Annotated in this window: 20 protein-coding genes and 1 pseudogene; 8 read left to right on the top strand and 13 right to left on the bottom strand. The window is 67.5% G+C overall.

Going from position 1 to position 21,350, the window contains the following annotated elements:
• The 3 genes and pseudogenes from CMO28_RS20285 to CMO28_RS29955 all read left to right on the top strand — a co-directional run.
• Positions 1-256 (top strand): transposase (locus CMO28_RS20285; RefSeq protein WP_296716256.1); only part of this gene is annotated, 256 nt, incomplete at its 5' end.
• A 141-nt stretch (positions 257-397) separates the two neighbouring features.
• The gene (locus CMO28_RS20280) at positions 398-2,437 is read left to right on the top strand and encodes an ATP-binding protein (RefSeq protein ID WP_296716253.1); all 2,040 of its coding nucleotides are present in this window, start codon (positions 398-400) and stop codon (positions 2,435-2,437) included.
• 194 nt (positions 2,438-2,631) lie between these two features.
• Positions 2,632-2,835 (top strand): annotated as a pseudogene (locus CMO28_RS29955) (transposase); the annotation flags it as partial.
• A gap of 9 nt (positions 2,836-2,844) precedes the next feature.
• Here CMO28_RS29955 and CMO28_RS20275 read toward each other — a convergent pair.
• The 4 genes from CMO28_RS20275 to CMO28_RS20260 form a co-directional block, all read right to left on the bottom strand.
• The gene (locus CMO28_RS20275) at positions 2,845-3,669 is read right to left on the bottom strand and encodes an IclR family transcriptional regulator (RefSeq protein ID WP_296716251.1); all 825 of its coding nucleotides are present in this window, start codon (positions 3,667-3,669) and stop codon (positions 2,845-2,847) included.
• 20 nt (positions 3,670-3,689) lie between these two features.
• Positions 3,690-4,676, bottom strand: coding sequence for a CobW family GTP-binding protein (locus CMO28_RS20270; RefSeq protein ID WP_296716249.1), 987 nt, complete (start codon positions 4,674-4,676; stop codon positions 3,690-3,692).
• Positions 4,673-6,178 (bottom strand): amidohydrolase family protein, encoded by a 1,506-nt coding sequence (locus tag CMO28_RS20265; RefSeq protein WP_296716248.1) that lies wholly within the window; start codon positions 6,176-6,178, stop codon positions 4,673-4,675. Before CMO28_RS20265 ends, CMO28_RS20270 begins: the two co-directional genes overlap by 4 nt.
• A 102-nt stretch (positions 6,179-6,280) precedes the next feature.
• Positions 6,281-6,733 carry an Lrp/AsnC family transcriptional regulator gene (locus CMO28_RS20260; RefSeq protein WP_062762351.1) on the bottom strand — a complete coding sequence of 151 codons (453 nt, stop codon included), beginning with the start codon at positions 6,731-6,733 and terminating at the stop codon, positions 6,281-6,283.
• 168 nt (positions 6,734-6,901) lie between these two features.
• Between CMO28_RS20260 and CMO28_RS20255 the strand changes: the two genes are divergently transcribed.
• From CMO28_RS20255 to CMO28_RS20245, 3 genes are all read left to right on the top strand, one after another.
• On the top strand, positions 6,902-7,750 hold the full coding sequence (locus tag CMO28_RS20255) for a PDZ domain-containing protein (RefSeq protein ID WP_296716245.1): 849 nt from the start codon (positions 6,902-6,904) through the stop codon (positions 7,748-7,750).
• A 146-nt stretch (positions 7,751-7,896) separates the two neighbouring features.
• The gene (rocF, locus tag CMO28_RS20250; RefSeq protein ID WP_062762356.1) at positions 7,897-8,880 is read left to right on the top strand and encodes an arginase; all 984 of its coding nucleotides are present in this window, start codon (positions 7,897-7,899) and stop codon (positions 8,878-8,880) included.
• A complete protein-coding gene (locus CMO28_RS20245; protein ID WP_296716241.1) occupies positions 8,877-9,929 on the top strand; it encodes an ornithine cyclodeaminase in 1,053 nt (350 codons plus the stop codon). Before rocF ends, CMO28_RS20245 begins: the two co-directional genes overlap by 4 nt.
• A gap of 10 nt (positions 9,930-9,939) precedes the next feature.
• Here the strand turns inward: CMO28_RS20245 and CMO28_RS20240 are convergent, their stop codons facing one another.
• On the bottom strand, positions 9,940-11,124 hold the full coding sequence (locus CMO28_RS20240; protein ID WP_296716239.1) for a putative 2OG-Fe(II) oxygenase: 1,185 nt from the start codon (positions 11,122-11,124) through the stop codon (positions 9,940-9,942).
• Positions 11,125-11,368: 244 nt separating this feature from the next.
• Between CMO28_RS20240 and CMO28_RS20235 the strand changes: the two genes are divergently transcribed.
• Positions 11,369-11,923, top strand: a complete 555-nt coding sequence (locus CMO28_RS20235; RefSeq protein ID WP_296716236.1) for a cytochrome b — start codon at positions 11,369-11,371, stop codon at positions 11,921-11,923.
• Between the two features lie 3 nt (positions 11,924-11,926).
• Entirely contained in the window at positions 11,927-12,862 is a 936-nt protein-coding gene (locus CMO28_RS20230; protein ID WP_296716234.1) for an NAD(P)H-dependent flavin oxidoreductase, read from the top strand.
• On the opposite strand, the gene CMO28_RS20225 is transcribed toward CMO28_RS20230, so the two are convergent.
• The 8 genes from CMO28_RS20225 to CMO28_RS20190 form a co-directional block, all read right to left on the bottom strand.
• Entirely contained in the window at positions 12,828-13,727 is a 900-nt protein-coding gene (locus tag CMO28_RS20225; protein ID WP_296716233.1) for a LysR family transcriptional regulator, read from the bottom strand. The two genes, CMO28_RS20230 and CMO28_RS20225, sit on opposite strands and share 35 nt — an antisense overlap.
• 616 nt (positions 13,728-14,343) lie before the next feature.
• Positions 14,344-14,499 carry a hypothetical protein gene (locus CMO28_RS20220; protein WP_296716231.1) on the bottom strand — a complete coding sequence of 52 codons (156 nt, stop codon included), beginning with the start codon at positions 14,497-14,499 and terminating at the stop codon, positions 14,344-14,346.
• A gap of 476 nt (positions 14,500-14,975) precedes the next feature.
• The gene (locus CMO28_RS20215) at positions 14,976-15,134 is read right to left on the bottom strand and encodes a hypothetical protein (RefSeq protein WP_296716229.1); all 159 of its coding nucleotides are present in this window, start codon (positions 15,132-15,134) and stop codon (positions 14,976-14,978) included.
• 218 nt (positions 15,135-15,352) lie between these two features.
• Positions 15,353-16,531: a class I SAM-dependent methyltransferase gene (locus tag CMO28_RS20210; RefSeq protein WP_296716228.1), complete on the bottom strand. Its 1,179-nt coding sequence runs from the start codon at positions 16,529-16,531 to the stop codon at positions 15,353-15,355.
• A 365-nt stretch (positions 16,532-16,896) separates the two neighbouring features.
• Positions 16,897-17,190 (bottom strand): type II toxin-antitoxin system RelE/ParE family toxin, encoded by a 294-nt coding sequence (locus CMO28_RS20205; protein WP_296716227.1) that lies wholly within the window; start codon positions 17,188-17,190, stop codon positions 16,897-16,899.
• Positions 17,187-17,456, bottom strand: a complete 270-nt coding sequence (locus CMO28_RS20200) for an antitoxin of toxin-antitoxin stability system (protein ID WP_322111391.1) — start codon at positions 17,454-17,456, stop codon at positions 17,187-17,189. The genes CMO28_RS20205 and CMO28_RS20200 overlap by 4 nt, the downstream gene beginning before the upstream one ends.
• Positions 17,457-17,621: 165 nt before the next feature.
• The gene (locus tag CMO28_RS20195) at positions 17,622-17,816 is read right to left on the bottom strand and encodes a type II toxin-antitoxin system ParD family antitoxin (protein WP_296716223.1); all 195 of its coding nucleotides are present in this window, start codon (positions 17,814-17,816) and stop codon (positions 17,622-17,624) included.
• A complete protein-coding gene (locus tag CMO28_RS20190; RefSeq protein ID WP_296716219.1) occupies positions 17,809-21,324 on the bottom strand; it encodes an AMP-binding protein in 3,516 nt (1,171 codons plus the stop codon). The genes CMO28_RS20195 and CMO28_RS20190 overlap by 8 nt, the downstream gene beginning before the upstream one ends.
• Positions 21,325-21,350 lie beyond the last annotated feature (26 nt).

The following is a 21,350-nucleotide window of genomic DNA, read 5'->3' as shown; positions in this document are numbered from 1 at the left end:
CGCGGACAAGGGCTATGACGCCGACAGGCTCCGCGCGTCCCTGCGCGACCGCGGTACCGTTCCGGTGATCCCGGGGCGGACCAACCGAAAACGGAAGGTGGCGTATGACCGGAAGCGTTATCGCAATCGGCATCTCGTTGAGAACGCTTTCTGCCGCCTCAAGGATTTCAGGCGTGTCGCGACCCGCTATGACAAGCTCGCCGCCAATTTCCTATCAGCCGTGGCCCTTGCGGCCATCATCGCGTTCTGGATGTGATTGAGTCTGGAGCCTAGCGCGCCACGGAGAAAGCGATGTCCCCTCTTGCCAGGAGGCGAGGCAAACAGGCTTGATAGTGGAACGGTGTCGTCGGTTGCATCGATCGACCCGCTTCAAGTGGACCGCATACGGAGAGAATTTATGACAGGTGAAGAACACGTCTCCGTTGCAGTGAGAGATGACTTTCTGGTCCGCCAAACAAAGGCGAAGCCAATACCTGCGCTCGCCGAACTGCTGTGGAACAGTCTCGATGGAGAGGCCAGCGACGTCTCGGTTGAATTCGAACACAACGATCTGGCGGGCGGTATGTCGAAGATCGTTGTCTACGACAATGGCGACGGGTTCTCTCGCGTCGATGCACGGGTGCTGTTTGGCAATCTCGGTGGCTCGTGGAAGCGTGACACGCGCCATACGAAGCGCACTCACCGCATGATCCATGGCCAGGAGGGTCGCGGCCGTTACAAGGCATTCGCCCTCGGCCAATCGGCCACCTGGAAAGTGTGTTACGATGGCGCAGACGGGCGCAAAGCGTTCGACATCAGGCTTCTGGACTCTGACCTTACGGACGTCACGATCACGGATGAGGTCCCTGCTCCTGACCGACGGACAGGCGTGATCGTTGAAATCGACGATCTCCGGCGCGATTTCAGCATCTTCGAGAGCGAGGAAGGTTTCCAGGGTCTGAATGAGATTTTCGCTCTCTACCTCATGAATTATCGCAGTGTATCAGTATCGATCGCCGGCCAAAGGCTGGATCCCGAGAAGGCGATAGCGAGCCGCCACAAGGCTTCTCTTGCGCCGATCATAACTGCGGACGGCACCCAACATGGCGTGGAGTTGGAGGTTATCGAGTGGCGCACGGACGCCCGACGAGTGCTGTATCTCTGCTCCGCGAACGGATTTCCGTTTGATCAGGTCGAGACACGTTTTCACGTCCCCGGTTTCTTGTTTTCGGCATACCTGAAATCGAGCTACATCGAGGAGCTCCACAATGAGGAGCGAGTCGCGCTCTCTGAAATGGATCCTCTACTCACTGGCGCGGTCGAAGAAGCACGATCTACGATCAAGGACTATTTCCGAGACAAGGCGGCAGAAAAGGCGCGATCGCTTGTCGAAGAATGGATCGCCGAGGATGTCTATCCTTATCGGGGCGAACCACAAAACAGTGTCGAGAAGGTGGAGCGTCAGGTTTTCGATATCGTCGCGGTTCAGGTCCAGGAACTAGCGCCGGACCTCGGCCTCAGCTCGGCAAAGGCGAAAGCGCTCCACCTTCGCATGCTCCGCAACGCGATCGAGCGCGGACCGGAAGAGCTACAGCTCATCTTGAAGGAAGTGCTGGAGCTCCCGGCCCGCAAGCAAAAAGAGCTCGCAACGCTACTGCAGGAGACGACGCTTTCCGCCATCATCACTGCTGCCAAGACGGTTGCCGACCGGCTGAAGTTCATCTCAGCCCTTGAGTCGATCGTCTTCGATCCCGAGACCAAGGGCCGGCTGAAGGAGCGGACGCAGCTTCACAAGATTCTTGCCGAAAACACCTGGATCTTCGGCGAAGAGTATAATCTTTGGGTCAGCGATAAGGACCTTCGCCGTGTCCTCGAAAAGCACCGAGATCACCTCGATCCGGACATCTCGATTGATGAGCCAGTGAAGGTGATCGGCAAGACGCGCGGCATCATCGATCTGATGTTCTCCCGATCCACTCGCCGCCACCGAGCCAACGACATCGAACACATGATCGTCGAGCTTAAGGCGCCGAAGGTGAAGATCGGCGCCAAGGAAATTATCCAGGCGAAGCAATATGCAATCGCTGTCACATCGGATGAGCGATTTTCGACTGTCGACGGAGTCCGCTGGCATTTTTGGCTTGTGTCCAACGCCTATGATGACTTTGCCAAAAACGACATCGATAACGGGCCGGATCGCGAGCGGCGTCTAGTTGCAAAAGGGCCTCGACATATTGTCGGCATTAAGACGTGGGGCGAGCTCATAGAGGAAAACCGTGCCCGCCTACAGTTCTTTCAGGAGCATCTGCAACACTCCGCCGATGAAAGCACCGCAATAAAGTATCTTCAGGAAAAGCACAGCCAATATCTGGAAGGTGTCATAGTCGAGGAAGCCGACGACAGCACCGACATCCAAGCGGCGGACCCTACCCCCGAAAACACTGAAAACCCCGCTTAGAGGGCGTCCCGAAACTGAAAATGAGGTGGATGGCGGAAACTATTTGTGATTCTAAACAGTTGTCAAAGCGTGTTCAAAGAACCGGATGTCGATCCCCGGTCATCCGTCGGTAGTATAGCCGCACAGCCCTGCGTTATGGGAGCGATCTGAGCGACGCGTTCGGCCCGAACGGATCGTCCGCGTCGGGGGCCCTGATGCGGGAAATCGTGAATGCGATCTTCCATGTCCTGCGCGGTAAGATCGCCTCGCGCCTGTTGCCGAAAAGCTTACCGCCGGCGGTAACGGTTTACGGCTGATTTCTGCGCATCCGTCACGAGGGCGTGTCCGAGGTCATCAGTCATCATCTCCTGATGCGCGGCCGCGAACGGGTCGGATGTGAGGCAGGCCCGTCGGCTGCCTTCACCCTCTCACCCCGCCCCCACCGCCCCCCCAACCCCCACCCGATCATGAAACAGATGCCCATAAGCCCGGTCGCCCATCGGCCAGACGGCGGCGCGCAGGTAGCCCGACAGTTCGTCGGCGCCCCGGCGCAGGAGGTCGAGGAGGTCGTCCTGGCGCGCGTCCAGGTCGGCCTGGGGCAGGATGATGCTGAGGGTGGCGACGCAGTGGCCGTGGCGGTTCAGGATCGGTACGCCCGCCGTGCCGACATAGCGGTCGATCAGCCCGCGGGCGATGAAATGGCCGTCGCGGCGGGGCTGGTCGATTTCGGCGCAGAAGGTCTCGAAGGGCAGAATCTCGCCCGAGCCCAGGCGGAAGTCTTCGTCCGGGATGTTGCGGCGGATCACGTCGCGCGGGATGTCGGCCAGCTGCAGCCGCGCCGAGCCGGTGATCGGCAGGGGGTAGCGCGAGCCTTCCACCGTGCGCAGATAATTGCGGCTGCGGCCGGTGGCCGAAATCAGCACCAGCTGCTGCCAGCTGTCGGCGATGTTGATTTCGGTGACCACGCCGGCCTCGCTCGCCACCCGCTGCACCACCTCGCGGGCCACAGGCTCGAACCGGGCATTGCGTGAATAGGCGAGGCCCAGCAGCCCCACGCGATGGCCAAGGCTGATGGTGCCGCTGTCGTCCTGGGTCAGCCAGTCGCGGGCGACCAGCTGGTCGACCAGGGAATAGATCGTCGACCGCGGGCAGTTCAGCGCCTTGGCCAGCGCATTGCGGCTGACCGGCCTGGTCTCGGTCTCCAGATGTTCAAGGATGTCGAGAATGCGGTCGGTGCCCTTCGCACGCTGCATGAATGCGGTTCTTCTTCCGGTTAAAGAGGTGTCTGTGGCGCAAGCTGCGCGGCGATGGCCGCGCCGTCAAGCCGCCCGGCCTCTGCAATCAGGACCAGGCGGCAACCTTCCGGATAATCTCCCGAAAGCGGTGCCAGCGTCACCCTTTGTCCGACCATCTGGAGAAGCCAGGTCTGGCCGGGCTTTTCCGTGAAGCGGAAGATCCCCTTGGCGCGGACCAGCACCGGCGCCAGCGCGCCGATCAGCGCCTGAAGCGCCACCAGGCTGACGGGGCCCGTACCCTGCCAGGTGGTGGTGGCGAAACGGCTGCCCGCATGGCCCCCCTCTCCCTGGCCTTCACCGGCGGCGGTGGCGGTGAAGCGTCGGCCGGGCAGGGCGGGGAGGTCGGGGCCGCCATCCAGCAGCAGCGCTACAGGCAGGGGTTCGCGCGCCGTGTCGATCACCGGCGGCTTCGCCCCGGGCGACAGGCTGCGGGCGAGATCGACCGCAGCCCCGGCGTCGAGCCCGCCGGCCTTGGTGAGGACCACGAAACTCGCCGCCGCCAGCTGCGCCTGCCAGAGCGGGTCGGCGCGCCGGGCAGGGTTTGCCACCAGATCCTCGGCATCGACCACGCAGAGCACGGCATCCAGCCGCGTGCTCTTCCACAGCACCGGGTCGGTCAGGGCCTGGATGATGCCGGCCGGGTCGGCCACGCCGCTCGCCTCGACGATGATCTGATCCGGCGACGGATCGTCGGCGAGCAGCAGTTTCAGGGTGCGCAACAGATCGCCTTGCAAGGTGCAGCAGACGCAGCCATTCGCCAGGCCGACGACGGTATCGGTGCGGGCGCGGATCAGCTCTTCGTCGATGTTGATGGCGCCGAAATCATTCACGATCGCGGCGATGCGCCGACCGCCGGCCCCCGCCAGCAGGCTGTTGATCAGCGTGGTCTTGCCCGCCCCCAGCCAGCCGGTGACGACGAGGATGGGGACGGTTGCAGGCGGAGGGGGCGGGGGCGCTGCCGTCATCGCGGATCGCTCCGGATGGGGCGGCCGGGGCGGGCGTCGCGGACCAGGTCGCCGCCGCTGATCACCGCCTCGCCATTGACCAGCACATGGACCATGCCCTCGGCCGGCAGATGCATGGCTTCGAAGGTTGCGCGGTCCTGCACCCGGGCCAGATCGAAGACCACGATATCGGCATCGCAGCCGGGTTGCAGCCGGCCCTTGCGGCGGAAGGCGCTGCTGCAGCTTTCCACGATCTGCGCCGGGATCAGCGAGCATTTGGCCATGGCTTCGACCAGCGGCACCACCTCGCGTTCCCGCACCCATTGGGCCAGGAAGCGGGTGAAGGTGCCGGATGACCGCGGATGCGACGATTTGTCGGCCGGCAGCGGCCAGTCCTCGCCGTCATAGAGCGAGCCGTCGGGGTTGCTCCACGGCACGGCGTCGGAGGCGATGGCGCCGCCGGGGAAGGTGACCGAGATGTCGAGCAGCTTCGTGTCGTGCGGGTCGTCGGTGTCGAGGAAATGCCAGAGCACCAGGGATTCGGGCGCCTCGGCACGGGCCGCGGCCAGTTCGTCGCGGTCGGCGAAACGCCGGCCGGTGCTCACCACCTCGATCGCGCCATAGCCGGTGCCGGTGCGCTCGGCGAAATCGCTTTCCATGAAAAAGCCGGCGCTGAGCACGGTGGAGCCGGTGCCATAGGGATAGGCCTCGGTCGTGACCGGCAGGCCCTGGGCCTGGGCGGTGCGGATCAGCCCCGCCGCCTCTTCGATGTCGCGCAGGCTGGGGCTGTTCAGATGGCAGATATGCATATGCGCGCCGGTCGCCCCCGCCAGGCCGATCAGCTGGACATAGGCCTGGACCGAGCTTCTGGGGTCGATGTTCGACATATAGGCGATATGGGTATAGGTCGGGCGGTCGTATGCGGCGGCGAGCGCGCAGATCCGGCTCATCTCCTTCAGCCCGGCGCCCGAGGCATAGCCATGGGGAATGCCGATGCCGAGCGCGCCCTCGTCCAGCCCCCGGCGGGTGAGGTCGACGATGGTTTCGGTCTGGGCGGGCGTGGCGGCATCGACCGACCAGCGCATGTCACCGGCGCCCGCGCCCATCATCGCGATCGGCGGCAGGCCGCTGTTCAGGTCCAGCCCGATCATCGCCGCCTTGCGCGCGAACAGCCAGGCGGCGGCCGCCCCGTAATTCAGCACCCGGCCGGCCGCCTGCTGATGATCGTACCAGGCCGCCACGGGCAGGGCGCCCACCTCCAGCTCCAGCGCGGTGGTGACCCCGTCGAAGGCCTGCATCCGGTCGGCCGGGATCGACTGGCCATGGGCATGCAGATCGATGAAGCCCGGCGCCACCACCAGCCCCGCCGCATCGATCTCGCGCCGCCCGGCCGCGAGCATGGGCCCGATGGCCGCGATCCGGTCGCCCGTGATCCCGACATCGGCCACGGCATCATGCCCGGTTTCCGGGTCGACCACCCGCCCCCCACGAATGACCAGATCGAACACTGCGGCGTCGGCCATATCCCGTGTCCCTTATAAGAGGCAATGCCCTTTACAATGCCAGTGAGTCCACCATGACAGAGGGTGCCCCGGTCTGTCCAGAGCGGGGCTGTTCCCAGCGTCTCACAATCTGGCCCGCGTCGTCCGCGGTGTCGCCAGCAGCAGGTTGGTTTCGCTGGCGGTGATGCCGGGGATCAGGCGGATGCGGCGCAGCACCTGGTCCAGATCGGGCAGGCTGGTGGCCGAGAGGGTGGTGATCAGGTCCCAGCGGCCGTTGGTGGTGTGGATTTCCTGGACCGCGGGCATGCCGCTCAACGCCTTGATCACCCGGTCGGCGGCGTGGCCCTCCACCTCGATCAGCATGATGCCGCGGACGGGATCTTCCACCGCATCGGCGCGCAGGATGACGGTGTAGCCCAGGATCACCCCGGCCTTTTCCAGCCGCTCCATCCGCGACCGCACGGTGGCGCGGGAAACCGCCAGATCGATGGCGAGGTCGGAAATGCTGCGCCGGCCGTCATGGCGCAGCAGGGTGATCAGGCGCTGGTCCAGCGGGTCGAGTTCGGGCAGGGACATCGGGGCTCCTGGGGTCGATCCGGATCGGATTTTCAACCAATCCGAGATGAATATTGCTCTGCAGCATTTGGGAGTCGGTGCTTTTGTGCGTTGACTTGGGACTACCCTCCTTTACCATCACTCTCATAAATATAAGAGACAGGCCGAAACATCGGCCGGGGAGGACAGATGAAGAAGGCGCTTGCCGCGTCGTTGATCTTTAGCCTGTCGTGGATGTCCGGACCCGCGCTCGCCGCGGAAGCTTCCCAAGATATCGGCGGTTCCGGTGGAGGCGGTTTTGGCGAGGGCCGGTTTGGCGAGGGCCGGTTTGGCGAGGGAAGGGCACCCTTCGCGCATGACTGGTCCGCCGGCCGGCTGGCCGCCGATCAGGGCGCCCGGCTGGGCATTACGCTGGAAGCGGTGCCCTATCGCAAGGACGGCCGGATCTTCGTCCGCGTCGCCGAGGTCGATGCCGGCTCGCCGCTGGCGGGCACGGTGGCGGCCGGGGATTATCTGTTCCGCATCGACGATACCGAATTGCAGCGCACCCACGACGTGTTCACCGCAATTGCGGCGCATCGGCCGGGGGAGAATGTCACGGTCTATTTTCTGGACCGCGATGATGCGCTGACCGCCAAATCCGTGCCGGTGCGCACCGCATCGATCGACGGGCTGGCCAATGGCCGGGCGGCCGGCACGGCGCTGGCGGCCGCGGTGACGCCGGCCCCGGCCCCGGCCCCGGCCCCGGCGCTGACACCGACACCGACACCGGCACCGGCACCCGCCGTCTCTGCCGCCACTGCCCACACCACCACGCCGGCTGTGACCCATCGCAGCCAGCCGGTGATCCGCGTGCGGGCGATCGAGCCGCCGCAGACCGAGGCGGCGGCATCCCGCGGCTTCTGCGAAAGCCGCGCCGGGCTGTGCATCCTGGGTGGCGTGGTCGGTGCGGCGGTGATGTCGGCGCTCGCCGCCTTCCCCGAACCCGACCGGCGGCGGGTGGTCGGCTACATGTCCTGGGCTTTCGGGGCGGCGTAATTCAGAGGGGCCTGCCATTTCGGCGGAAACTGCTGCCACTTCGGTAAACCCGGCAGCGCTTTCCGCCGATCTGCCGTCTCCACTCCGCCGCGCGGCCATGTTTCGATTCCTGTCAGGTGATCACCGGACAGGAAGGGAACTGCCCGATGACGGAGACCGACCAGGGGGAGCGGCCGCGCCATTGCCGGCTGATCGGCGTGCCGCTGGAAGAGGGGGCCGGGCGGCGCGGCTGCGCCATGGGGCCGGCCGCCTTTCGCACCGCCGGCATCGTCGAGGCGCTGGCGGCGCTGGGCCATCGCGTCACCGACGAGGGCGATCTGGCGCCCCGCGCCGAGCCGACAGCCCGCACGGATCGTCTGTCCGGACCCCATGACAATCCGGCGCTGAAACACCTGGCCCGCATCGCCGGCTGGACCGCGGCGATTGCCGATGCGGCCTTTGCCGCCAGTGCCGGGCCCGACGATCTGCCGGTGTTTCTGGGCGGCGACCATGCGCTGGCGGCGGGCACGCTGACCGGGCTGGCCCGGCGGGCCGCGGCCGAAGGGCGGCCGTTTTTCGTGCTCTGGCTGGATGCCCATCCCGATTTCCACACGCTGGAGACCACCGTCAGCGGCAATCTGCACGGCGTGCCGATGGCCTATGCCACCGGCCGGCCGGGCTTTGCCGGGCATTTCCCGGAACCCGCGGCGCTGGTCGACCCCGCCCATATCTGCATGATCGGCATCCGCAGCGTGGATGCGGCCGAACGCGGGCCGCTGGCGGCTTCGGGCATCACCGTGCACGACATGCGCCGCATCGACGAACACGGCATGGTCGCCCTGCTCCGCCCGTTTCTGGACCGGGTTCAGGCGGCCGGCGGGCGGCTGCATCTCAGCCTGGATGTGGACTTCCTGGACCCTGCCATCGCGCCCGGTGTGGGCACCACCGTGCCCGGCGGTGCCAGTTTCCGCGAGGCGCATCTGGTGATGGAGATGCTGCACGAGGCGGGGCTGGTCGACAGCGTCGATCTGGTGGAACTGAACCCCTTCCTGGACGAGCGCGGCCGCACCGCGCTGCTGATGGTCGACCTGCTGGCCAGCCTGCTGGGCCGCCGGGTTATGGACTACCCGACACGGAGTGACCGGTCATGACCGCTTTGCACACCCCCGCCACGCTCAATCTCGTGCCCTTCGTCTCGGTCGACCACATGATGAAGCTGGTGCTGCATCTGGGGGTGGAACGGGTGCTGGCCGATCTGGCCGGCTATATCGCCGATGATTTCCGCCGCTGGCCGGAATTCGACAAGACCCCGCGCATCGCCGCCCACAGCCCCGATGGGGTGATCGAGCTGATGCCCGCGGCCGACCGCCGCGCCTATGGCTTCAAATACGTCAACGGCCACCCGAAGAACACCGCCACCGGCCGCCAGACCGTCACCGCCTTCGGCATGCTGGCGGATGTGGCGACCGGCTATCCCGTGCTGCTGACCGAAATGACCATTCTGACGGCGCTGCGCACAGCCGCCATGTCGGCGCTGGCTGCACGGCATCTGGCACCTGAAGGTGCCACGACCATGGCGATCATCGGCAACGGCGCGCAGTCGGAATTCCAGGCGCTGGCCTTCCGCGCCCTGCTCGGCATCGACCGGCTGCGGCTCTGGGATACCGACCCGGCGGCGACCGCCAAATTCCGCCGCAATCTGGACGCCGCCGGCTTCACCATCACCGCCTGCCGCTCGGCCGAGGCGGCGGTGGAGGGGGCGGAGATCATCACCACCGTCACCGCCGACAAGCGCCGCGCCACCATCCTGTCGGACAATATGGTGGGTGCGGGCGTGCATCTGAATGCGGTGGGCGGCGACTGCCCGGGCAAGACCGAACTTGCGGCCGGCATCCTGACCCGCGCCGACATCTTCGTCGAATACGCCCCCCAGACCCGCATCGAGGGCGAAATCCAGCAGCTGGCCCCCGACCATCCGGTCACGGAATTCTGGCAGGTCCTGACCGGCGACGCCCCGGGCCGCCGCGCCGCCGATGCCGTGACCCTGTTCGACAGCGTCGGCTTCGCGATCGAGGACTTCTCGGCGCTGCGCTATATCCGCGACCGCGTGGCCGAGACCCCCTTCGCCCAGGATCTGGACCTGCTGGCGGATCCGGACGATCCGCGGGATCTGTATGGGATGGTGATGCGCGCGGGGTGACCTGGCCGGATCACTGCGCCCCGGCGCTGGCGGCGATATGGTCGGGCACTACGTCGAAGGCGACACAGATCCGCGGCTGCTCGCTGCGGTGGGGCAGGGTGGTGTGCATGAAATAGGACGGGAACAGCACCAGCTTTCCGGCTTCCGGCACCAGGGCCCGGGGCAGATCGGCCGTTGTGGGAATGACCAGTGCCCCGGCAGTTTCATCCACCTCCGGCGCGGCAAGATAGCAGACGCCGCTGAGCCAGCCTGACGGATGGGTGTGCGGTGCCTGCCGCCCGCCCGGGCCAAGGCAGACCGACCAGGCCTGAAGCGTGGCCGCCCGCGGCATCATGGCCGTGAACGGGTGATCGGCCGGCAGGTCGTCCGCATAGCGGTCGATCCGGGCCCTGATCGCTGCCAGCAGAACCGGCATATGGGTCATGCCGTCCAGCGGCACGCTGGTCTGCACCCCGCCCAAAGTCGAGACGTCGGAGGGTTTGGGGCCTGTGGCGGCAGCCCGGGTGATCTCGTCGATGACCGCCCGGCGGAACAGATCGGCATTGCCGATATCGGGCAGGGGCAGCGGCGCCTGTAGCAACAGCCTGTCGACATCCATCCAGTCCAGGGCCTCTGCCGTCCGACCCAGGGCCAGCAGGCACTGCACCCGGGTGAGCGGTGCCTCGCCGGGCAGGAAAAGCGCGGGCCGGCGGTCCAGCATCGCCAGCAGCCAGGCGGGGTCTTTGCGCTTCGTCAGAAGCCTGGTCATCAGCGGGCTCAGCGCCTGATCGCCCCGTTCCAGCAGCTGCACGACATCCGCCTCGGCCTCGGCACCCCGGTTCAGGCGAATCAGCATCTCGGCGCGTTCGCGCAGCAACCCGAGGTGATCGGGCACGACCCGGAGCGCGGCATCGGCCCGCGCCAGCGCGCGCGCCTTGTGTCCCGCTGCCAGAAGGATGCGGATCAGCGCGATATCCCAGGCCGGATCGGTCCCTTCCGGACGCGGATTGTCGCCGGCAAAGGCGAGGGCCTCGTCGAACGCGCCGGCCTTGAACAGGGCGTCCAGCAGGAACAGGCCGGTGGCCGGTGTGGCCCGCCCCTGCGCGAAAGCGGCACGGCAGGCGGCGACCCTTGCCTTGGGCGAGAGTACCGCTGCCGTCGGACGCGTGGTCCAGCAGAGGCGTCGCGCAATGGCTGTGGCCGCGACGGTGTCCATCAGCGTCATCTCCCTGCCACGCGGAGGGGGATGCCGGCCGGGCCCCCGTCGCGAAATGCGTTCACCAACCCATCATATGCCCGGCGACACCGCCTTCAACAGACGTGATGACGCACGTAGAAATCACTTCAAGTGATGGAAAAGATCAATATTCAGCATTATGCATGATGTCCCGGCGCCGTTAGGGTGGGGCACAGGGGCCATCGGGCACAGGGCAATGGGGTCGTAACGGCGGGAGGACATCATGCAATGGCGGGATAACGGGCTAGGCTTTTCGCCGGTCACCATCGCGCTGCACTGGATCGTGGCGGCGCTGCTGGTGGCGATCCTGGGGCTGGAGATCGTGATGGCCGCGGGGCGGGGCAGGGCGGCGGATACTGGGCTGGCGGAGGTGCAGAACCTGCTGGGCCTGGTGCTGTTTCTGGTCTCGATCTACCGGTTTTATGCACGGATCACCTCGTTTCATCCGCTGCCGGTGGGCACGCCCAATCCGGTGGAGGTGATCATCGGCCGCTCGGTCGCGGCGGCGCTGGCCCTGGCCATGGTTCTGCTGCCGGCGGCGGTGTGGTTGTCGAGGGCGGCGGGCGGGGAGGCGGTCGTCCTGCCGGGCGGCCATGCCCTGCCGCGGCTGATCGATCCCGCCCCCGGGTTGAAAGCCCTGGTCGACACGCTGTTCGCGATCGGCGGGGCGGCCTTCCTGGCCGGGCTGGCGCTGCATCTGTTCGGCGCCTGGAAAAATCACGTCGTGCTCAAAACCCCGGCCGTGCAGCGGATGCTCGGCAAGCATGTGGAGTTGTGAGAGATGGGCGAGGCGAAGGACCAGGCCGTCGTAGGGCTCTGCGGTGTCCGCCATCCGGTGTTTCTGGCGGGCATGGCGGCGATTTCAGGGCCCCGGCTGGTGGCGGCGGTGGCGGAGGCCGGGGGCATGGGCGTGCTCGGCGGGCTGCGCCTCCCGCCCCAGGCGCTAAGAAGATGGATCCGCGAGACCCGGTCGCTGACCGATCGGCCCTTCGGTGTCAATCTGGTGCCCCAGTTCGGCGGGCCCGACGTGTTCGAGGCGCAGTTCCGGGTGGTTCTGGAGGAACGGCCGCGGCTGCTGTCGCTGTTCTATGCCGAGGATTACGGTGCCGACATGATCCCGCGGGCCAAGGCGGCGGGGCTGGTGGTCATGGTGCAGACGGGCACGGTGGCGCTGGCCCGCCGGGCGATCGCGGCGGGCGCCGACATCATCGCCGCCCAGGGGGCGGAGGCCGGCGGGCACCTCAATCGCGGCACGATCGGGTTGATGGCGCTGCTGCCGGCGATCATGGACCATGCGGATGGCCGCCCGGTTCTGGCGGCGGGGGGCATCACCACGCGCGAGGATGTGAGGGCGGCCATGAGCCTGGGTGCTGCGGGCGTGCTGGTCGGCACGGCCTTCGTGGCGAGCGCGGAATCAGAAGCGCACCCGCTCTACAAGCGCAAGATCGTCGAGGCCACCACCGACGACACCGAATATCGCACCGGATATTCCTTCGGCTGGCGCTACGGCACGCCGCATCGGGTGATCCCCAATCGCGACCGCTGGAACCTGCTGCGCTTCGTGGGCGGGGGCGCCCGCGCGATCGACGCGCCGCGGATGGCGCGCAAGCTGTCGCTCTATGCCGGGCAGGGGGCCGGGCGCATCCATGACGTCCTGCCCGCCGCGGATCGCATGGCGGAACTCATCCGGGGTCTGCCGGCGGGGACGGCGGGCTGAACATGGCCTGCGCCAGGGCGATGAAGGCTTTCAGCGCCGCGCTGACCGGGGCACCCTGGCGGCGGATGAAGACCGTGGTGACGGTGGCGACTTCCGGCGGCAGGTCGTGGCAGTGCAGCAAGTCGGCCAGGCTGGAGCTGCGGGCCACGGCGGCCGGCAGCAGGGTGATGCCCATGCCGGCGGCGACGCAGGACAGGATGCCGTCCAGCGTGCCCATTTCCATGATCCGCCCCGGTACCAGCCCGGCCTGATGGAACCAGCTTTCCAGCGTGGAGCGGTAGAAGCAGCCGGCGCGGAAGACGAACACCGTCTGCTGCGGCAGGGTATCGATCAGGGCGTCGCGTGAGGCGAGACTTCTGTCGCTGATCAGCGCCAGCTCTTCCCGGAACAGCTCGTCCTGAACCAGGGCCGGGTTCCGATGCCGCCCGCCGACAAAGGCGCCGTCGAGCCGGTGGTCTTCGACCGCCTTGATCAGCTCGGCCGTGGTGCCGGTCGTCAGCGACATCTGCACGTCCGGATAGCGCGCCCGGCAGGCGCCCAGCAGCCGGGGCAGGCGGATGGCGGCGGTCGTCTCCATCGCCCCCAGCCGCAGCGGCCCGGCCGGCGTGCCGGTCTCCGCCAGCGCCGCCCGGCTTTCTTCCGTCAGCTGCAGGATCCGCCGCGCATAGCCGAGAAAGGTGATCCCGGCCGAGGTGAGCACCACGCCGCTCTTCTGTCGGATGAACAGAGGCTGCCCCAGCTCGGCCTCCAGCTCCTTCACCCGCATGGTCACGTTTGACTGCACGGTGTGCACGGCCTCTGCCGCCGCTGTGAAACTGCCGTGATCGACGACGGCACAGAAGATCTTCAGCTGGCGCAGGTCCATGGGGTGCCGATCACCATGAGTGATGCATCAGAGGGCGATGCATCAGTCTATGGCATGGGGCCGGGGGCGTACAGCCGGGCAAAGATCAGGAGGTGAAGCTGCCGTCGAAGATCGCCCCGCTAAAAGTGCCTGCAGTACTTTCCAAGTTTTCGACGTTCAGTACCGGCCGTTGCCAGGGCGTGCGTGCCGCGAGGAGGGGACCGGTCCTGGTGGGGGTGCTGTTCTCGTGGCAGTCGGGGGACATCGGCACTTCTATCTCCAACCGTTGAATGTATCAAGCATGTGGTATCATGGGTTGGACGAGAGGGAAATAACTTATGACGATTATATCGATAATAAAATCTATTATAGATAGAAATCCGGACGGGAGTTCCGGCTGGGATGTCGGCACCTCATGACGCCGTTGCTGCGGCGGATGTGGGGGGCCCGCGGCTCGGCCTCCAGCTCCGTCACCCGCATGGTCGCGGTTGACTGCACGGCGTTCACCGCCGCGGTAAAGCTGCCGTGATCGGCAACGGCGCAGGTGATCGCCAGCGGCCAGAGGCCCGCGAGCAGGCCCCGGGCCCGGCCGTCGCGCCCGCAATCCCGGGCGGATCGGAAAGACTGCGGGCAGGTCTCAGGACAAGCCGTAGCCGTCGATCGCGCCGGACGAGCTGTCGGCAGTGCAACTCAGGGCTTCGATACTCAGCACCGGCTGGCGCCAGGCCGGGCGGAGGGCCAGGTCATCATCATGGTGACGGCGATCGGTTCCCTGATCAAGCTGGGGCGACATTCGGTTCTCCTTGGGCGCGCGGTAAGAATCCGAGCATACGAGGGCTCAGACGAACCTAATGGGGCGGGCGAGAGACATCAAGTTCCGAGGCTGGTTCAGGTCTGATGAACTTAATAAGATACAAGAAAATCAAGGATCTGCCAGCCTCCCGCCGGATTGGTGATCACAACACCGGAACTGATACATCCCGAGAAACACATCCGGATGATCGGCTTCGAAGGCGGGCAGGGACGTCCGCATCCGCCGCCCTCAGCATCACCCCGCTCTTCCGGCGGATGAACAGGGGCTGTCCCAGCTCGGCCTTCGGCGTCATCCCCGCATGGCGAGGTTGGACCGCAGGGCGTTCACCGCCGCGGTAAAGCTGCCGTGATCGGCAACGGCGCAGACGATCGCCGGCGGCCAGAGGCCCGCGAGCAGCCCCCGGGCCCGGCCGTTGCACCCGCAATCCCGGGCGGATCGGAAAAACTGCGGGCAGGTCAGGAGGCGACGCTGCCGTCGCTCACGGTGTACGGGGCGGCGGCGGTGTCACTCAGGGCTTCGATACTCAGCACCGGCTGCTGCCAGGTCTTGCGTGCAGGGCGAAGCGCACCGGCCTTGACGGGGGTGGGGGTGCTCTCGTGGCGGTACAGGGACATCGGCATCTCCATCGGTTTGAATGAGCCAATCCCATGGTATGACGAGCCGGCAGGAGGATATCTAACCAATAAGAAACATATTATAGATATTAGAAATCATGGATAGTATTTCTAAACCAAATGGCACTCTGAAAGTTCGCCCATCACTCCGGAAGATGTGCCGATCTGTGGCCGCTGCTTTGACGCCGGATGGCATTCCCGCCAGGGATCACGTCGCCTTAATGTGGGTCATAACACCAGAACTGATACATCCCGAGAAACGCATCCGGATGATCGGCTTCGAAGGCAGCCCAGCGGTCGAGATCGGTGGCGGTGGGATCTTCGGGGAAACGCTGGCGATAAGCGTACAGGATTTCGGGCTGGCTGGGGCTGAAGCCTGCAAATGTCAGGCCGAGGCGGTCCAGGTGGTCGCGGATCATCTCTGGCGTGAAGGTGAGTTCCTGTTCGTGAAACAGCAGGTCGCGCAGATGGTGGAGGTTGTGGATGTCGGCGATGTCCTTCAGCGGGTCCAGCGCCGGATCCAGCCGGCCGGCGACCAGCTCCCGCCGGAAGCGGCGGATATCGGCCGGGGTTTTGCCCCAGTTCCGGTCGGCCAGCCAGGCGCGCGCCCGGGTGATGTGGCGGCGCGCGGTGCGGCTGTAGAGCCCGATCCGCATCCAGCCGCCGGGGCGGAGCAGATCGCGCAGCACCTGCCAGCCGCGGAACGGGTCGTCCATGTGGTGCAGCACGCCCACCGCCTCGACCAGATCGAAGCTCGCGGGCGGCAGCAGCGCCGGCAGGTCGAGGATGTCGGCGCGGGCGAAGCGGATCTCGTCGGCAAGGCCCAGCTCACGCGCTTTCAGGGCGGCATAGGCCAGGCTGGCGTGGCTGAGATCGATGGCGAGCAGCGACCCGCAGGTGGTCGTCCGGGCCCGGCGGGCCGGATGACGGCCGGTGCCGCAGCCGGCGATCAGCACATCGGGCTGCGCAGGCATGGCGGCGGTCACGCTATCGGGCAGGGCTGCGACGGGCAGGGCGTGGGCCAGGGTGCCGGGGAAATCGGTGATCCCGGTCGACGCCACGCCGCGCCAGCGCGGATAGGGGGCGGTTTCGTACTGGCTGCGGACGCGTGCGGACACGGCATTCGTGGTCGCCGGTTCCGCGCGCCCGAGCGTCGCCACCGGCTCGGCCGCCAGTGCCAGGGGCTCGTCGTGGAACCGGGCGATGAAGGCGGCGATACCGTCGTCATCCGCCCCCGCCGATCGGATCTGCGCGACCGCTGCGACGGGCGGTGCCTCATAAAGCGCGAGGGTCATCACCGGGCCGGGGGCAGCCCCCGGCACCACGGCCTCCGCCCCCGTCAGAGCGGCGCGCAGCCGGTCTGCCACCGCCGCCTCGTCGGCCGGCTGGTCCACCACGTAATCGCCATTGGCGAAACCGATGGCAAGATCCGCCAGCAGCCCCGGCGGCAGGGCGGCGCCGCAGCTCGTGAAAGGCGATCAACGCCATCTCGACATGGCCGTTGCGCATATGGTGCCGGCCCATCTGATACCGCGCCTCGGGATCATCGGGCGCCAGCCGCAGCGCCGCCCTCAGATCGGCATAGGCCTCCTTCATCCGCCAGGCACGGCTGAACGCCACGCCGCGCGCGGTCAGTTCGGTCGGTGACAGGGCGATCGGATCGGTCATGAGGGCCCCGGGCTCAGGCTGTTGAGACCGGGCGATGATGGCGGGGCGGGCAGGGGAAGGAAAGTCCTGATCGGGGGGCGGAGGGGCCGGCCACTTAATCTTTCTGCTCTGGCGGCCACTTTCGGGAGGTGTGCAGCAGGGCAATCACCCGGACCGTATCGGTGGCGCCATCCACTTCGTAGACGATGCGATAGCTGACGTGGGGGAGCAGTTCGCGGGTGCCTGGTATTTTTCCCGGCGGCCCAAGATGGGGAAAGGTACTTAATCTTCTGGCCGCTTCGTTGAAAAGGTCGTCCATCCGAAGTGCCGCACGCGGGTTGTCGGCTGCCAGGTGTTCGATGATATCGGCGCGGTCCTGCGTTGCCGCGACAGTCCAACGGACCTTCACGCGTCGGTCTCACCTAGGCGACGAAGCAGTTCTGCACGGCGTGCAGCCGCCTCGGCCTCAGCTTCCTCATTGGACACGTGCAGGCCGGCGTCCCATTGTCTGCGGCCAATCTCAACCTTGCGGCGGAGGAAGTCGTCATAGTCCCGTGCTTTCTGGCGGCGGTCGATATAGTCGCGCATCAGTTCGCGCATGACCTGGGCTGCGGGGCGGTCATCTGCCGCCGTTTCGGCCATGAACCTGTCGCGCAATTCCGGCTCCAGCTTCATCGTAAAGACGACTTTTGAGGACATGACAGGCCTCCGCTGCGTGGACTGTACCCAGTATATACCCAGGCCTGACGTTTGTCGGCGGCCTTTTCATCGGTTCCGGTGGGAGGCCGAGGCGAGTGCCGCTGGTCGCTGGCCGGATCGGCACTGACCTGCACCAGCCGCTCAACCGCCATACCGTGCGGTCATCCGGGCCAGAAAGGCCTCGTGGTCCCAGGGGCGCGGCTCGCCGGAGCATTCGCCGGCATGGAGGGCGTTCATCAGGTCGCGGATGCGCCGGTCATCTGCCGTGCGGTCCGCACGCCGCAGAACGTCGTCAGCGTGGCCTGCGTCATTGCGTTTGCCGCTGTCGTCATCCATGGCCTGTCGCACCTCTGTCGCCTGTCGCACCCCCCTCCAGATACCCCCTGACCAGCCCCGCCAGCACCTCCACATGCGGCGGCATCATCATCGAGGCGTGGTCGCCGTCCATCCAGGCCAGCGTCACCCCGGCGCCGAAGCGGTCGCGCCAGCCGTTCCAGGGGTCGCCGGGGAGGCCCGGGGCCTGGGCGGAGGGGGTTCTGGGGCGGACCAGGAGGGCGGAGAGGCGGTCGAGGCGGGGGACGCGGTAGCGGATGGCGGCGACGGCGTTGTTCTGGAACACCGCCAGCAGGCGGCGCATGGCATCGCGGTCGACGCCGTCGGGCAGGCCGAGGGCGGTTTTGCCGCGGTCGATCAGCAGGTCGAGCCGGGCTTCGGGGTCGAGGGCGCGGAAGGTGGCGGCGTCGGCGATGCCCATGCCGGCGAAAAGTGTCGCCAGGTAGTCGGCATCGTCCTTGGCCAGCATGTCGCGGATCGGATCGGGCGAGGCGACGGCGTCGAACAGCAGAACCCGGCCCGTGGGGCTGCCCGCCTGATCCAGCCGGCGGGCGGCCTCTGTCGCCAGCAGGCCGCCGAAGCTCCAGCCCGCAAGGTGGAGCGGCCGGCCGGCGGCGAAGCGGGTGATGTCGTTAAGGGTGGCGGCCACCATGTCTTCGACCGACGGTTCGGGCGTGTCGTCGGCCTCCAGCCCCGCCGCTTCGACCATCGCCACCGGCTGGTCGGGGCCGAGCCCGGCGGCCAGTGCCTGATAGCAGAGCACATTGCCGCCGACCGGGTGGAAACAGACGATCGGTGGCAGGTGGCCCGCGGCATTCACCACCACCAGCCGGTCAGGCCGGGCCCGGGCCCGGCGGGCGAGGCGCCGGGCCAGCCCTTCGACGGTTGCATGGGCGAAGAGGTCCGAGAGCGGCAGCTTCACGCCGAAGTCCCGGCGCAGCCGGTCGACCAGCTGCACCGCCAGCACGCTGTGCCCGCCCAGGCGGAAGAAATCGGCCGCGGCATCGTCGACGGCCACCTCCAGCACCTCGCCCATGATCCGGGCGACGCGGCGCTCGGTCTCGTCGGCGAGCGGGCGAAGGGGGGAGGCGGTGGAGGGGCGGTCGGTGCCGGCCGGGGCCGGCCGGGGCAGCCGGGCGGTATCGACCTTGCCGTTGACGGTGAGCGGGATTTCGGCGATCGAGACGATCCTGGACGGGATCATCACCGCCGGCAGTCGTGCCTCCAGATCGGCGCGGCAGCGGGCCTCGTCGAAGCCCGGTCGCGGCACGATATGGGCGAGGAGCGCGCCCTCGGCGAGCGTCGCGACCGCGGCGCGGATGAAGGGATGGGCGAGCAGCGCGCTTTCCACCTCGCCAAGCTCGATGCGGTTGCCGCGGATCTTCACCTGGCCGTCTTCCCGGCCGATGAAGGCGATGGCACCGCCTGCAAGGCTGCGGCCCTTATCGCCGGTGCGATACCAGCGCCGGCCCGCGGCATCGGTTTCGAAACGGTCGGCGGCGGCGCCTGCGGCCCCCAGATAGCCGCGGCCGACACCGCGGCCGCCGATCACGATTTCGCCCGCCACGCCCGGCGGCACCGGCCGGCCGGCGGCATCGCGGATCTCGATCACCACGCCGGGGAAGGGCCGGCCGATCGGCGGCGGCAGGATCTCGCGCCAGCCATGGGCGGTCATCGCATGGGCGGCGGCGCCGACACAGCATTCGGTGGGGCCATAGGCGTTGATCAGCCGCAGCCCGGCATGGGCGCGGTCGGCGAAGATCCGCTCCACCAGCGCCGTGGTCACCGGCTCGCCACCCAGCACAACCTGAAGGACGGGCGCGTGGGTACCGCTCGTCTTCCAGTGGTCCAGCAGCAGGGTGAACTGGCTGGGGGTGAGGTCGATCATGGCGATGTTGCGCGCGCGCAGGAAGGCATCAAGCAGGGCCGGATCGCGGCGGGTGTCGTCGTCGGGCAGATGCAGCCGGTGGCCCTGGGCCAGCACCGGCAGGGTCTGGATGATCGAGGCGTCGAAGGCGAAGGGCGCGATGCAGCAGAGATCGAGCGGCCGCGTGTCGGAGGGCTGGAGCGGCGCGTAGAACACCTGGGCGGCGGCCATGGCCAGATTGGCGAGCGATCCGTGTTCGATCATCGCGCCCTTGGGCGTGCCGGTGGTGCCGCTGGTGAAGACGACATAGGCAAGCATGTCGGGCGTGGGGGCCGCCGGCAGGGGGCCGGATGCCGCTTCGGCCAGCGCCGCGCGGCCATGATGGCTGTGGCGGGGCGGTGCGGCGGGTGCGGCCTCGTCGCGCGTCAGCACCAGATCATAGACATAAGGGGCAAGGTCGAAGCCCGGTACCTCCAGCGCGCTCGCCGTGACCCGGAAGCCGCCATGGCGGGCGGCCCAGTCTTCGAAGAAGCGGCGCGGCACGAAGAGGTCGTCGGCGGCATCGAGCCGCGTGCCGATCTGGGCGTCGCCCGCATGGCTGCGGGCAAAGCCGGCCAGATCGTCCAGGAAGGCGTCGCGGCGGTCCGGATCGCGGATATTGCCCAGGAAGATGGTGCCACCCGGCGCCAGCAGCCCGGCCGCCCGGGTCAGCACATCGGCCAGATAGCCGAAGCCCGGGAAGCTTTCGATCACGCTGTTGAGCACGATCAGGTCGAACTCCCGCCCCGCCAGAAGGTCCAGATCATGGGCGGCCATCGGCTTCAGGTCGACCCGGTCGAGACCCAGCCGGCGCGCCACCCCGCCCGCCCGCTCCACCGCCCGGCGCGAGATGTCGGTGGCGAGATAGGGGCCGGCAAGCGGCGCCAGGGCACGGAGCGTGAAGCCCGAGGCGCAGCCGATTTCCAGCACCCGGCTGGCGGGCGTGACCAGACCGGACAGTTTTTCCGCCGCGGCGCGGCCGAAATCCGCCATCACCGTCTCCGCGATCGGCTGGCCGGTGAAGGGGCTGCGCCAGCCGGCGGCGGCGACGTCGTCGGCGGCGCTGCCGGCCAGATGATCCCAGAGCTCGGCGTTCATCCGCGCGCCATGGGCCTCGGTCGGGCTGTCGACGTCGTCGAGATCCGGGCAGACCAGATGGGCGATATCGGGGCAGCTCCAGGCCAGGCGGCGGGCATCGCCCATGCGGTCGCGATCGGCGATGATCATGGCAAGCCCGGCGGCCCGGGCGATCATCTGCCGGCGGGGCAGGGGCATGGCGGGATCCAGCGGCACGAAGGCCGCCCGCGCCATCATCACCCCCAGCACGGCGGCGATATACTGCCGGCTGCGGCCGGTCATCACCCCCACCCGGGCTTCGTCGTGAAGGCCCGCCGCGGCGATCACGCCGGCAATGGCGCGGGCATCGGCCACCAGCCCGGCATAGCTGACCGCGCCCTCTTCATCCTGCACCGCCATCCGGTCAGGATGGGCGGCCGCCCGGCGCAGAATGGCATCCACGACCGTGCCCTCGACGGCAGGGGCGGGGGCCTCGGCCGGGCGGGGGCCGGGCGTGATGTCGTCGAGCAGCAGGTCGCCGATCTTCATGGAGGCTCCGAAAGCGGCAGGAGGGG

Source organism: Tistrella sp., assembly GCF_002684955.1.
Lineage (GTDB): Bacteria > Pseudomonadota > Alphaproteobacteria > Tistrellales > Tistrellaceae > Tistrella > Tistrella mobilis.
Note: the sequence above shows the minus strand (reverse complement) of the source record. Positions and strands in the feature narration are given on the sequence as shown.